The sequence below is a fragment of the Streptomyces griseiscabiei genome (assembly GCF_020010925.1).
In the GTDB taxonomy this organism is placed as follows: domain Bacteria; phylum Actinomycetota; class Actinomycetes; order Streptomycetales; family Streptomycetaceae; genus Streptomyces; species Streptomyces griseiscabiei.
The window spans coordinates 3,713,820-3,726,174 of record NZ_JAGJBZ010000001.1 but is presented as its reverse complement, the minus strand read 5'-3'; the positions used below and the strand labels follow the sequence as shown (position 1 = coordinate 3,726,174).

Here is a 12,355-nt window from a genome sequence, read left to right as displayed (position 1 = left end):
GGGGGACGGTCCGGCGGAGGCGGGCCGATCAGGGTCATGGTGGTCGACGACCACCCCATGTGGCGCGACGCCGTCGCCCGCGACCTGGCCGAGTCCGGGTTCGACGTGGTCGCCACGGCGGGCGACGGCGAGCAGGCGGTCCGGCGCGCCCACGCCGCCGCGCCGGACGTCCTCGTCCTGGACCTCAACCTGCCCGCGAAGCCGGGCGTCCAGGTCTGCAAGGAACTGGTCGGCGCCAACCCGGCGTTGCGGGTGCTGGTCCTCTCGGCGAGCGGGGAGCACGCGGACGTCCTGGAGGCGGTGAAGTCCGGCGCGACGGGCTATCTGCTGAAGTCGGCCTCGACCGAGGAACTCATCGACGCGGTCCGCCGCACGGCCGTGGGCGACCCGGTCTTCACCCCCGGACTCGCGGGCCTGGTCCTCGGCGAGTACCGCCGCCTCGCCTCCGAGCCCGCCCCCGCGCCGGGCGCCGACGAGCCCAAGGCCCCGCAGCTCACCGACCGCGAGACCGAGGTGCTCCGGCTGGTCGCCAAGGGGCTGAGCTACAAGCAGATCGCCGAACGCCTCGTCATCTCGCACCGCACGGTCCAGAACCACGTCCAGAACACCCTGGGCAAGCTCCAGCTCCACAACCGGGTGGAGCTGGTCCGCTATGCCATAGAGCGCGGTCTCGACGACGAGTAAACGCGACGAATCACCCCATAGAGTGAGGGTGAGTTGATCATCTCTGATCAACTCACCCTCAATCGGCCCCAATTCGCCGGAACGCGCCGGAATTGACTCCCCGTTCATGCCGAAGTGACCTGGATCACTATTAGCGTGGCCCTCGTCAGGCAACCGCGGCGAAGGGACATTTCCATGCGCGTCGGAGTACTCACCGGAGGCGGCGACTGCCCCGGGCTCAACGCCGTCATCCGGGGCGTCGTCCGCAAGGGCGTCCAGGAGTACGGCTATGACTTCGTCGGCTTCCGGGACGGCTGGCGGGGGCCGCTGGAGAACGACACCGTCCGCCTCGACATCCCCGCCGTGCGCGGCATCCTGCCCCGCGGCGGCACGATCCTCGGCTCCTCGCGCACCAACCCGCTCCAGCAGGAGAACGGCATCCGCCGGATCAAGGACAACCTCGCCAAGCAGGAGGTCGAGGCGCTCATCGCCATCGGCGGCGAGGACACGCTCGGGGTGGCCGCGCGGCTGTCGGACGAGTACGGCGTGCCCTGTGTAGGCGTCCCGAAGACCATCGACAACGACCTCTCCGCCACGGACTACACCTTCGGCTTCGACACGGCGGTGGGCATCGCGACGGAGGCCATCGACCGCCTCCACACGACCGCCGAGTCGCACATGCGCGTCCTGGTCGTGGAGGTGATGGGCCGGCACGCCGGCTGGATCGCCATCCACTCCGGCCTCGCCGGCGGCGCCAACGCCATCCTCATCCCCGAGCAGCGCTTCGACGTCGACAAGGTGTGCGCCTGGGTGACGTCCCGCTTCAAGGCCTCGTACGCGCCGATCGTGGTCGTCGCGGAGGGGGCCATGCCGAAGGACGGCGAGATGGTCCTCAAGGACGGCTCCCTCGACTCCTTCGGCCATGTCCGCCTCTCCGGTGTGGGCGAATGGCTGGCCAAGGAGATCGAGCGACGGACGGGCAAGGAGGCCCGTACGACCGTCCTCGGCCACGTGCAGCGCGGTGGGACGCCCTCCGCGTTCGACCGGTGGCTCGCCACGCGGTTCGGTCTCCACGCGATCGACGCGGTCCGTGACCGGGACTTCGGCAAGATGGTCGCCCTGCGCGGCACCGACATCGTCCGCGTCCCGATCGCCGACGCGACGGCCCGCCTCAAGACGGTCGATCCGAAGCTGTACGAGGAGGTCGGCGTCTTCTTCGGCTGAGGACGCCCAGTGGCTCGGGGGTGCGGGGTTCTTCGGCGGGTGCGGGTCCGGTGGGGCTTCTCGCGCAGTTCCCCGCGCCCCTGAAAAGCAGGGGCTGCGCCCCGTGCTTTTCGCACCCGAAAGGGCCGCAGGCCTCTTTCAGGGCGCGGGGAACTGCGCGACCAGCCCCCACCGGACCCGCACCCGACCCGCGCCCCGAGAGGAACTAGCCCGCCCGCAGCGCCCGCACCCCCGTCACCAGCTCCCGCACCACACTCACCCCGTCCAGCGTCAGCACCGACTCCGGATGGAACTGCACCCCCGCGAACCCGGGCCCGCGCAGCGCGTGCACCTCGCCACCCCGGCTACGGCTTACCTCGACCCCCCGCGCCGCCAACTCCGCGGCGGCCCCGTCCTCGCACCGGGCCACGAAGCTGTTGTAGAACCCGACGGTCTCGGCCCGCCCGAACAGATCGATCCCGGTCTGCGCCCCCTGATAGGGCACCTCCTTGCGGACGATCTCCAACCCCAGCTCCAGCGCGATCAGTTCGTGCCCGAGACACACCCCGAGCACCCCGTGCCGATGCCCCCGCAGCACCTCGCCGGTCAGCGCCCGCAGGGCCCGCATCCTGGGGTCGGCCGTGTCCCCGGGGTCACCGGGACCGGGCCCCAGCACCACCACCCCCTCGTGCGCGAGCACACCCTCCCGCAGCCCCGGCTCGTCGTGGCGCCGTACCGTCACCTCCAGCCCCGACGACCGCAGCAGATGCGCGAGCATCGCGGTGAACGTGTCCTCGGCGTCCACGACGAGCGCGTGCCCGGTCAGCAGGTCCGTCCGCTCCTGCATCCGCAGCCAGAACGGCGCCAGCGAGGCCCGCCGCCCGTCGAGCGCCGCCCGCACCCGGGGGTCCTCCGCCAGCGCCGGCCGCACCCGCTCCCGTCCGGGACGGCCGGGCCGTACGCCCAGCGCCGCCAGCACCCCCGCCGCCTTCGCGTGGGTCTCGGCGACCTCGCCCGCCGGATCCGAGCCCCGGACGAGCGTGGCCCCCACCGGCACCTTCAGCCGCCCGTCCGCCGCGATGTCGGCCGTACGGATCAGGATCGGCGAGTCCAGGGTCTGCGCACCGCCCGGGTCCCGGCCCAGCAGCGCCAGGGCCCCCGCGTAGTAGCCGCGCCCGGAACCGTCCGGCCCGACGGGCTCGTACCGCTCGATCACCCGGCACGCGTTCTGCACCGGCGACCCGGTGACGGTGGCGGCGAACATCGTCTCCCGCAGCACCTCCCGCACATCCAGGGAGGACCGCCCGCGCAGCTCGTACTCGGTGTGCGCGAGGTGCGCCATCTCCTTGAGCCGGGGGCCGACCACGACCCCGCCCATGTCCCCGACCGTGCACATCATCTTGAGCTCCTCGTCGACGACCATCGAGAGCTCCTCGATCTCCTTGCCGTCGTCGAGGAAGGCCAGCAGGTCCTCCGGTGTCGGCCCGTCGGCCGGGTAGCGGTAGGTCCCGCTGATCGGGTTCATCACGACCGTCCCGCCGGCCATCCGGACATGCACCTCGGGGCTGGCCCCGACGAGGGTCCGCTCGCCCGTGTGCACCACGAACGTCCAGTACGCGCCCCGCTCGCCCTCCAGCAGCCGCCGGAACAGCGCGAGCGCGTCGGCGCGGCCGAAGCCCGGGACCGTGCCCTCGTACGTCCGCCGGATCACGAAGTTGGCGCCCTCGCCCCGCCCGATCTCCTCGCGCAGCACCCGGCCGACGATCTCCGCGTACGCCTCGTCGTCCACGTCGAAGCCACCGTCCCCGACCCGGACGTCATGCGCCGGCAGCTCCGCGAGGGCCCGGTCGAGCGGCAGTTCGTACGACTCCTCCGGGATCAGCATCGCCAGGGGCGTGCCGTCGTCGCGGACGTCGAAGCCGCGTTCGCGGATCTGCCGGAAGGGGATGAGCGCGAGCCCCTCGTCGGGGAGGTCGGCGAGCCGCTCGTAGGTGGTCACCGGGCCGATCAGCAGTTCCACCGTGTCGTGGTCGTCGCGGCCGGGTGTGCGGCGGCGCAGCAGGGCGAACGGGCGGTCGTCGGACAGGAGCCGGGTCAGGTCCATGGGTTCCTCTTCCCTGAGGGATCACCGTCGTCGCGGTGACCGTGGTCGTGATCGTGATCAGGGAGGAGCGGCCGGGCCCGGGAAACACCGAAGGCCGCCCCTCGGGCGGCCTTCGCGAAGACGTGCGTACGCGCAGTCAGTGGGCCGCCGGATGAGCGGTCCACCACCAGTTCTGGATCGAGTGCGCGAACATGCGCCGCACCCTACCGGACGTCTCGCGGGAATCTCGCGTGATCCCGCTCGTCGTCGCCTTTATGATCACCGTCGGTTCTGTTCTTTGACATGTTCTAGTCGATTTATGATCACGGAAGGGCGAGTGTGTCACTCAAGCGGAGAATGAGGCCCCTGGTCTTCGTCGTGGCGGCGGCAGCCCTGTTCGCCGGCCTCACCGGACAGCCCGCGGCAGCCGCGGACGAGCCGGTGATGACGAAGCTGACGCCGCCCGGCGACAGGTTCAAGATGACCGACACGAGCACCGTGGCGGCGGCCACCACCCTCGACGGCAAGCTGGCGGACGCCGACCTCGCCGACGTCGTCACCACCAACTACACGACGGACTCCGCGGGGGCGAGCGACCCCTGGATGAACCTGCGCACCATGCGCACCTGCGCCGGCGACGAGACCAAGGCCCTGCCGCCGGTGAACCGGAAGGTCGCCTGGTGCTGGTCCTCCGCGCACGGCGACGACACCACCCCGCGCTGGTGGCCGCAGGGCATGAGCAGCACCGGCACCGCCGACGGGGCCGACGGCGCCATCCAGGACAAGCGCGTCACGGCGGTCGCCTGGCACTACGAGACGTTCAAGACGAACGCGGCCGGCGACTACGAGGCCAACGACAAGTGCAAGACCAACAACCTGCTCAAGCTCACCCTCATCGACCGTGACACCAAGAAGTACCGCCACGTCCTGCTCGTCGAGCCGACGGAGAGCGGAGCGGACTTCAAGTTCGTCACCGGCCACGGCGGCGGCATCGTCTGGTACGGCAACTACCTCTACGTCACGGACACCTCCAACGGCATCCGTGTCTTCGACATCAACAAGCTCGGCAAGGTCGACACCTACGGCTCGGGCCTCAACTCCTACGGGATCAACTCCTCCGGCAGGTCCAGCGCCTGCGGCTACCCGTACGTGCTGCCGCAGGTCCACTCCTACAAGCAGGCCTCCCCGCCGCCCTCCGGCGCGTGCGACGCGGACGCCGTCAACGGCACGCCCGACGCCGACTCCCTCTGCTACTCCTGGCTCTCCCTCGACAAGTCCGGCGGCAGCCCGTACAAGCTGGTCACCGGTGAGTGGTTCGGCAGCGCCGCGGGCGGCCGGGTGGTGCGCTACCAGCTCAATCCGACGAGCGCCTCGACCTATCCCGGGCTGCTGAACATGTCCGGCGGCAAGACCGTGATCCAGGACGTGTACACCGCCGACCGCTATGTGGGCCTGCAGGGCGGCATGACCTGGACCGACGGCGCGGGACTGCTGAACTTCGCCTTCCACAAGGGCTGCGCCCTCCAGCCCGCCGTGTTCTCGCGCACCTGGGTGGGCGACACCCGGGCCACCACCGCCTGCAACCGCACGGTCGGGTCGACGGTGCACGCGAACGGGAACTGGGCGGTCGGCACACCCCAGGCCCTGAGCTACTGGCCGAAGCTGGGCGCGGACCAGGTGGAGGAGCTGTGGGGGCTCACCGAGCACATCTGCGCCGGTACGACGCTGCGCGGCAGCTTCCCCCACGAGTTCCAGGCCGTGGAGGAGCCGGACGAGAAGAAGAACGCCTGTGACGGCTACAACGCCGCCGCGAACCTCTCGCTGCGCACGGTCTTCGCCGTCGGCTTCGACGACAGCGCGGTCATGAACCTGCACTGACCCCGGCGGCCCCGACGTCACCGGTCCGACGAACCCCGCTCCCGATCGAGCGGGGTTCGTCTCACTTGATGAGCAGTGGGATGGACGCCCGACACGACCCCGTAATGTGGAGGTCGTGACCGTGAACGCTAAGTCCAGCGCGAGCGCTGGCAACACCTGGCGAGACCTGCCCGCGGCGCAGCAGCCCGAGTACCCCGACACCGAGGCTCTGCGCGCAGTCGTTGCGGAGCTCGAGTCGTATCCGCCGCTCGTCTTCGCGGGCGAGTGCGACCAGCTGCGCGCCCGGATGGCGTCCGTCGCCAAGGGAGAGGCGTTCCTCCTCCAGGGCGGCGACTGCGCCGAGGCCTTCGACGCCGTGTCGGCCGACCACATCCGCAACAAGCTGAAGACGCTGCTCCAGATGGGCGCCGTCCTCACGTACGCGGCCTCCGTGCCGGTCGTGAAGGTCGGCCGGATCGCCGGGCAGTACTCCAAGCCCCGCTCCAAGGGCACCGAGACCCGCGACGGCGTGACCCTGCCGACGTACCGCGGCGACTCGGTCAACGGCTTCGACTTCAACGAGGCCGCCCGTATCCCGGACCCCGAGCGCCTGAAGCGGATGTACCACGCCTCCGCCTCCACGCTGAACCTGGTCCGCGCCTTCACCACCGGTGGTTACGCCGACCTGCGCCAGGTGCACGCCTGGAACCAGGACTTCGTGAAGTCGTCCCCGTCCGGCCAGCGCTACGAGCAGCTCGCCCGCGAGATCGACAACGCGCTGAACTTCATGCACGCCTGCGGGACCGACCCGGAGGAGTTCAAGACCGTCGAGTTCTTCTCCTCGCACGAGGCGCTGCTGCTCGACTACGAGTCGGCGCTGACCCGCGTGGACTCGCGCACGGGCCATCTGTACGACGTCTCCGCGCACATGGTGTGGATCGGTGAGCGCACCCGGCAGCTGGACCACGCGCACATCGAGTTCGCGTCGCGGATCAGCAACCCGATCGGGATCAAGCTCGGCCCGACGACCACGGCCGAGGACGCCCTGCAGTACATCGAGCGCCTCGACCCGCACCGCGAGCCGGGCCGCCTCACCTTCATCGTGCGGATGGGCGCGGACAAGGTCCGCGACAAGCTGCCCGAGCTGGTCGAGAAGGTCACCGCCTCCGGCGCGACCGTGGCCTGGGTGACCGACCCGATGCACGGCAACACCTTCGAGGCGGCCTCCGGCCACAAGACCCGGCGCTTCGACGACGTGCTCGACGAGGTCAAGGGCTTCTTCGAGGTCCACAAGGGCCTCGGCACCCACCCGGGCGGCATCCACGTGGAGCTGACCGGCGACGATGTCACCGAGTGCGTGGGCGGCGGCGACGAGATCTTCGTCGACGACCTGCACCAGCGCTACGAGACCGCCTGCGACCCCCGGCTCAACCGCAGCCAGTCGCTGGACCTGGCGTTCCTCGTCGCGGAGCTGTACCGGGACTAGTAAAAGATCAGCAGTGGGTGCGCCTGTTACAGGGGCATGAGGTGGGGCGCGGATCACATACGATCCGCGCCCCGCTCCACTTTTGCGGTCCTTATGGGCCGGGTAAGGTTAGGTTAGCCTCACCGATCATCGGGACGGCGTCACCCATCGATCCCGGCGGGAGGTGAACCGCGTGTACGTCTGCAGTTGCTTCGGTGTCACCGAGCAGCAGGTCAAGAAGCACGCGGCGGACGGCGCCTGCACCCCCCGCCAGATCGCGTCGGCCTGCAAGGCGGGCACGGACTGCGGCTCATGCGTACGCCGGATCCAGGCGATCCTGGGCAGGGGCGCGTGCCCGCGGCGTGAGCCGGCCGATCAGGGCCGGCCGGTCTTCTCCGACTTCGACGAGCTGGACGAAGCCGCCTAGCCGAAGCCGCCTGGCCCCGCGAGGGGCCGTGGTACGGGCTCAGCTCTCGGGCTGCTCGATCAGCTGCGCGATGTAGAGGGCCTCGCCGAGCTTCTCCAGCAGTTCCAGCTGGGTGTCGAGGTAGTCGATGTGGTGCTCCTCGTCCGCGAGGATCGACTCGAAGATGTTCGCCGAGGTGACGTCGCCCTTGTTGCGCATCACCTCGATGCCGCGCTTGAGGCGGTCGATCGCCTCGACCTCGACCATCCGGTCGGCCTCGAACATCTCCTTGACCGTCTGGCCCACCCGGACGTGGAACAGCCGCTGGTAGTTCGGCAGCCCGTCCAGGAACAGGATCCGGTCGGTGAGGATCTCCGCGTGCTTCATCTCGTCGAACGACTCGTGACGCGTGTACTTCGCGAGCTTCGTCCAGCCGAAGTTCTCCTGCATCTTCGCGTGCAGGAAGTACTGGTTGATCGCGGTCAGCTCGGCCGTCAGCTGCTCGTTGAGGAATTCGATGACCTCGGGGTCGCCCTGCATCGCAGAGGCTCCTTCCAAGCGGGGAACTGGGAGGTTGCGCCGCGATGATTGCACCGCTGTCGAAGATCGTCCAGTAAGTGCAAGCTTAGTAAGTAAGTGCAGCCTTAGTTCTAAATGTCCGGGTCGGGTGGACCCTGGTCATGTGCACCACTCGGGGTCTGTCAGGATGGAGTCATGGGTCAGCCGGTGGAACGCGAATCAGGAGATCGCGCATCTGAGAACGCGGCATCGTCGCAGCTTCCGCCGGGACAGCGGCTCCAGCGCGGCTGGCCGGTCACCCACTACGGGCCGGTCCCCAAGTTCCGTCCCGAGCGCTGGGACTTCCGGGTCTTCGGCGCCACCGCCGACGGCGAGAAGCACGCCTGGAACCACGACGAGTTCACCGCCCTGCCGTACGACTCGGTGGTGGCCGATCTGCACTGCGTGACGAAGTTCAGCATGGTCGGCGCCGAGTGGGGCGGCATCCCGGCCCGCACGATCCTGGACATCGCCCCGCCCGCCCCCGAGGTCACCCATGTGATGGTGTGGGCGGAGTACGGCTTCAGCTCCAACCTCCGGCTCGCCGACTTCGCGGGCGACCGTACGATCTTCGCCACCCACAAGGACGGCGAACTCCTCACCGCCGAACACGGCTTCCCGCTCCGCCTCGTCGTCCCCCACCTCTACGCCTGGAAGGGCCCCAAATGGGTCCGCGGCATCGAGTACATGACGGCCGACCGCCGAGGCTTCTGGGAGGAGCGCGGCTACCACAACATCGGCGACCCGTGGCAGGAACAGCGGTACTCGTACCAGGAGGAGCCGGGGGAGGGGCCGGAGCTGTGACCGGCCGGTAGGCTCGTGGTGGTTACTCCACCGAACGTGCAGGGAGCCCTTGATGGCACTGTTCAATGTGATCTACTCGGAGGCCGCGGCGCGTGTGCGCGACAGCCTCCCGGACGACCGCCGTGAACTGCTCCAGCGTGGCCTCGCCATACTGGCCACGGACCCCCGCCACAAGATCTCGTCGGCCATCTCCGGTGACGAGAACACCCGCTCCCTCGCGCTGACCCACACGATGGCCATCGAGTACGTCGTCAGCGACGGACTGCTGCTCGTGCTCGTGGTGCACATCGTCGACACGACCCACGTACTGTTCGAGAACGAGGACTGACGGCGCTCGTCTCAGCCGTCCCGCAGCCTCTTCAGCCTCTCCACGTCCGCCGCGTGCCCCTCCTTCCCGCCGGGCGTCTCGATGATCAGCGGGACGCCCGCCGTGGCCGGATGGGTCATCAGCGCGCGGAACGGATCCTCGCCGATGTGGCCGGAGCCGATGTTCTCGTGACGGTCCTTGTGGGCGCCGACGACGTCCTTGGAGTCGTTGGCGTGGATCAGCTTCAGCCGGCCCTCGCCCACGGTGTCCACCAGCAGATCGAGGGTCCGGTGCATCCCGTCCGGGCCGGTCAGATCGTGCCCGGCCGCGAAGATGTGGCAGGTGTCCAGACAGACGCCCAGCTTCGGATGGGCGTCCAGCGCCTCGAAGTACGGCCCGAAGTCCCAGGTGCGTGAGCACAGCGAGGACCCCTGCCCCGCCGTCGACTCCAGGAGCAGATACGGGTCGTCGTCATGGGTCAACTCGTCCAGCACCGGCAGCAGATACTCCCGCACCTGCTTCAGCGCCACCGACCGGTCCCGTCCGCCGGTCGCGCTCCCCGTGTGCACGACCACCCCGAGCGCGCCGATCTCCCGGCCCCGGCGCAGCGAGTGCCGCATCGACTCCACGGACCGCTCCGCCGTCGCCTCGGTGTGCGACCCGAAGTTGATCAGGTACGGCGCGTGCACGTACGCGGGGATCGACTCCTCGGCGCACGCCGCCCGGAACTCCTCGTCCTGCCGGGGGTTCCCGGCCGGGGTCGCCCAGCCGCGCGGATTGGCGACGAAGACCTGGACCGTCTCGGCCCTCAGATCACGGGCGTACGACAGCCCTACGGAGTTCAGGCCGCCGGCGACGGGGACATGCCCGCCGACGGGGTTGCGGGGGAGGCCGGTGGACTGCTGAGTGCTCACGGGTCCAGGGTGTCACGCGGTCCGTGGTGCCCGGCCGCCGGTTCGAGGCGACGGCCGGGCCGATCCCGTCAGCGGATCTCGATGGTGATGGTCGACCCCTTGGGAGCCGTGTCACCGCCGTCCACCGACTGGCTCTTGACCTCGTCGCCGAAGAGCCCGAGGATCCCCCGGTCCTCCTCGACCTCGAAACCGGCGTCCTTCAGCTGCCGCGTCGCGTCGTCGACGCTGTCGCCCACGACGTCCGGGACCTCGACCATCACGGGCCCCTTGGAGATCGTCAGCGTGACGGTGTCACCCTCGCCCACCTGCTTGCCGGCTTCCGGCGACTGCCCGGCCACGAGCCCCTTGTCGTACTCGGAGTTGACCCGCTTCGAGGCGGTCTTCACCGTCAGGCCCGCCTCCTCCAGCTCGGCGGTGGCGTCCGCGACCGACGCGCCCGCGACCTCGGGCATCTCCACCGGGGCGCCCCGGCTGACCACGATCCGCACGGCCGAGCCCGAGGAGATCTTCGTGCCGGTGCCCGGCTCGGTGCCGATCACCTGCCCCCGGCCGACCTCGTCGCTGAACTCCCGTGTCACCACGCCCGGTTCGAGCCCGCCGCCCTTCAGCGCGGACTTGGCGTCGTCCAGCCGGGAGCCCTTGAGGTCGGGCACCTTCACGGTCTCCGGGCCCTTGGAGATCGTCACCGTCACGGTCTCGTTGTCCCGGATCCGCGCCCCGGGCGCCGGGTCGGTGCCGATCACCCTGCCGCGCTTGACGGTGTCGCTGAACGCCTGCTCGACGTCGACGTCGAACCCGGCGCCCTCAAGACGCTGGGTGGCGTCCGCCTGACTCTGCTGCAGCACGGCCGGGACCTGGGTGAACTGGCCCGAGTTGATGTACCAGACGCCCCCGCCCACCCCCAGGACGAGCAGCACGGCGACGATCACCGCCCACATCGCGCGCCGGGGCGCGGGGGAGGTGCGGGTGCGCCGGGGCGGCGGTGGCGCGGACGCGAACCGGCTCGTGCGGTTCAGCTGGTCGGGGTCCGTGCCCACCGACCGCGACACCGACAGCGAGCGAGGGATCACGCTCGTCCGGTCCTCGGCGTTGTCATGGCCGCCGGCTATCGCCTGCGGCGGCACCGCGTCCAGCTGCTCGGCGCTCAGCCCCGCCCGTGCCTCCAGTGTCTGCGCGAGCAGCGCGACGGCGTCGTAGGGCCGCAGCTCCGGATTGCGGGCGGTCGCCGAGGAGACCAGCGCGTCCAGCTCGTACGACAGCCCCGGCACCGCGGCGGACGGCGGCGGCACGTCGTCGTGGAGCGCGTGGTACAGCACCTGCGCGGGGGACTCCCCGGCGTGCGGCTTGCCGCCGGTGAGCATCTCGTAGAGCATCACGCCGCACGCGTACACATCGACCCGGGTGTCGGTCGTGCCGTGCTCCAGCTGCTCGGGGGCGAGGTAGGAGACGGTGCCGAGGACGGAGCCGGTGGTGCTGGTGACCGTGTCCACGGCCCGCACGAGCCCGAAGTCGGCGACCTTGACCCGGCCGTCGTCCCCTATCAGCACGTTCTCCGGCTTCATGTCCCGGTGCACGAACCCGGCCCGGTGCGCGGCGCCCAGCGCGGCGAGCACCGGCTCCAGGATGTCCAGCGCCGCCCGGGGCTGCAGCGCCCCGCGCTCGCGCAGCACGTCACGGAGGGTGCAGCCGGCGACGTACTCCATCGCGAGGTAGACGTACGAGCCGTCGGTGCCCTGGTCGTAGACCCCCACCACGTTCGGGTGGGAGAGCCGGGCCACCGACTTGGCCTCGCGGATGAACCGCTCGACGAACGTCCGGTCCGCGGCCAGCGTCGGATGCATCACCTTGAGGGCGAGCACCCGGTCGAGGCGGGTGTCCACGGTCCTGTAGACCGTGGCCATCCCGCCGACCGCGATCCGCGCCTCGACTCGATACCGGCCGTCGAGCACCTGGCCGACAAGCGGGTCCTGAAGGGTCGTGTCCACGCAGGTGAGTGTACGAGCCGTGGCTGACAGGCCCATAAGTCCCGGGGTGGCCGGGACGTACTGCAGCAGAGCTGTGACCGACGCCGGAGGGCTGTGACAGGCGGGTGCGC

12 protein-coding genes are annotated in these 12,355 nt (G+C 70.1%); 7 read left to right on the top strand and 5 right to left on the bottom strand.

The window, feature by feature from the left end:
* Window positions 1-36: 36 nt before the first annotated feature.
* Both J8M51_RS16260 and J8M51_RS16255 read left to right on the top strand, forming a co-directional pair.
* Entirely contained in the window at window positions 37-684 is a 648-nt protein-coding gene (locus tag J8M51_RS16260; RefSeq protein WP_086761281.1) for a response regulator, read from the top strand.
* Window positions 685-858: 174 nt separating this feature from the next.
* Window positions 859-1,887 (top strand): 6-phosphofructokinase, encoded by a 1,029-nt coding sequence (locus tag J8M51_RS16255; RefSeq protein ID WP_086761277.1) that lies wholly within the window; start codon window positions 859-861, stop codon window positions 1,885-1,887.
* Window positions 1,888-2,092: 205 nt separating this feature from the next.
* On the opposite strand, the gene J8M51_RS16250 is transcribed toward J8M51_RS16255, so the two are convergent.
* Both J8M51_RS16250 and J8M51_RS46280 read right to left on the bottom strand, forming a co-directional pair.
* Window positions 2,093-3,970 carry an anthranilate synthase family protein gene (locus tag J8M51_RS16250; RefSeq protein WP_267299233.1) on the bottom strand — a complete coding sequence of 626 codons (1,878 nt, stop codon included), beginning with the start codon at window positions 3,968-3,970 and terminating at the stop codon, window positions 2,093-2,095.
* Window positions 3,971-4,106: 136 nt separating this feature from the next.
* The gene (locus J8M51_RS46280) at window positions 4,107-4,163 is read right to left on the bottom strand and encodes a trp operon leader peptide (protein WP_076973970.1); all 57 of its coding nucleotides are present in this window, start codon (window positions 4,161-4,163) and stop codon (window positions 4,107-4,109) included.
* A gap of 143 nt (window positions 4,164-4,306) precedes the next feature.
* Here J8M51_RS46280 and J8M51_RS16245 point away from each other — a divergent pair, with 143 nt between their 5' ends.
* From J8M51_RS16245 to J8M51_RS16235, 3 genes are all read left to right on the top strand, one after another.
* Window positions 4,307-5,827, top strand: a complete 1,521-nt coding sequence (locus J8M51_RS16245) for a hypothetical protein (RefSeq protein ID WP_236067685.1) — start codon at window positions 4,307-4,309, stop codon at window positions 5,825-5,827.
* Between the two features lie 115 nt (window positions 5,828-5,942).
* Window positions 5,943-7,292 carry a class II 3-deoxy-7-phosphoheptulonate synthase gene (locus J8M51_RS16240; protein WP_086758778.1) on the top strand — a complete coding sequence of 450 codons (1,350 nt, stop codon included), beginning with the start codon at window positions 5,943-5,945 and terminating at the stop codon, window positions 7,290-7,292.
* A gap of 163 nt (window positions 7,293-7,455) precedes the next feature.
* Window positions 7,456-7,698 carry a (2Fe-2S)-binding protein gene (locus J8M51_RS16235; protein WP_086758753.1) on the top strand — a complete coding sequence of 81 codons (243 nt, stop codon included), beginning with the start codon at window positions 7,456-7,458 and terminating at the stop codon, window positions 7,696-7,698.
* A gap of 39 nt (window positions 7,699-7,737) precedes the next feature.
* Here the strand turns inward: J8M51_RS16235 and bfr are convergent, their stop codons facing one another.
* Window positions 7,738-8,217, bottom strand: coding sequence for a bacterioferritin (gene bfr / locus J8M51_RS16230; RefSeq protein ID WP_086758755.1), 480 nt, complete (start codon window positions 8,215-8,217; stop codon window positions 7,738-7,740).
* A 174-nt stretch (window positions 8,218-8,391) separates the two neighbouring features.
* Between bfr and J8M51_RS16225 the strand changes: the two genes are divergently transcribed.
* Both J8M51_RS16225 and J8M51_RS16220 read left to right on the top strand, forming a co-directional pair.
* Complete coding sequence (locus tag J8M51_RS16225) at window positions 8,392-9,039, top strand: sulfite oxidase-like oxidoreductase (RefSeq protein WP_086758757.1); 648 nt, start codon at window positions 8,392-8,394, stop codon at window positions 9,037-9,039.
* Between the two features lie 52 nt (window positions 9,040-9,091).
* Window positions 9,092-9,367 carry a hypothetical protein gene (locus tag J8M51_RS16220; RefSeq protein WP_086758759.1) on the top strand — a complete coding sequence of 92 codons (276 nt, stop codon included), beginning with the start codon at window positions 9,092-9,094 and terminating at the stop codon, window positions 9,365-9,367.
* Window positions 9,368-9,378: 11 nt separating this feature from the next.
* Here J8M51_RS16220 and J8M51_RS16215 read toward each other — a convergent pair whose 3' ends face one another.
* A complete protein-coding gene (locus J8M51_RS16215) occupies window positions 9,379-10,260 on the bottom strand; it encodes a deoxyribonuclease IV (RefSeq protein WP_086758761.1) in 882 nt (293 codons plus the stop codon).
* A 68-nt stretch (window positions 10,261-10,328) separates the two neighbouring features.
* Window positions 10,329-12,245: a Stk1 family PASTA domain-containing Ser/Thr kinase gene (gene pknB, locus J8M51_RS16210; protein ID WP_107473774.1), complete on the bottom strand. Its 1,917-nt coding sequence runs from the start codon at window positions 12,243-12,245 to the stop codon at window positions 10,329-10,331.
* Window positions 12,246-12,355: the final 110 nt, after the last annotated feature.

Bases quoted from the DNA above. Each gene is read 5' to 3' on its own strand.
- J8M51_RS16260 (WP_086761281.1), top strand. From the start codon at position 37: ATGGTGGTCGACGACCACCCCATGTGGCGCGACGCCGTCGCCCGCGAC.
- J8M51_RS16255 (WP_086761277.1), top strand. From the start codon at position 859: ATGCGCGTCGGAGTACTCACCGGAGGCGGCGACTGCCCCGGGCTCAAC.
- J8M51_RS16250 (WP_267299233.1), bottom strand. From the start codon at position 3,970: ATGGACCTGACCCGGCTCCTGTCCGACGACCGCCCGTTCGCCCTGCTG.
- J8M51_RS16245 (WP_236067685.1), top strand. From the start codon at position 4,307: ATGAGGCCCCTGGTCTTCGTCGTGGCGGCGGCAGCCCTGTTCGCCGGC.
- bfr (WP_086758755.1), bottom strand. From the start codon at position 8,217: ATGCAGGGCGACCCCGAGGTCATCGAATTCCTCAACGAGCAGCTGACG.
- J8M51_RS16225 (WP_086758757.1), top strand. From the start codon at position 8,392: ATGGGTCAGCCGGTGGAACGCGAATCAGGAGATCGCGCATCTGAGAAC.
- J8M51_RS16220 (WP_086758759.1), top strand. From the start codon at position 9,092: ATGGCACTGTTCAATGTGATCTACTCGGAGGCCGCGGCGCGTGTGCGC.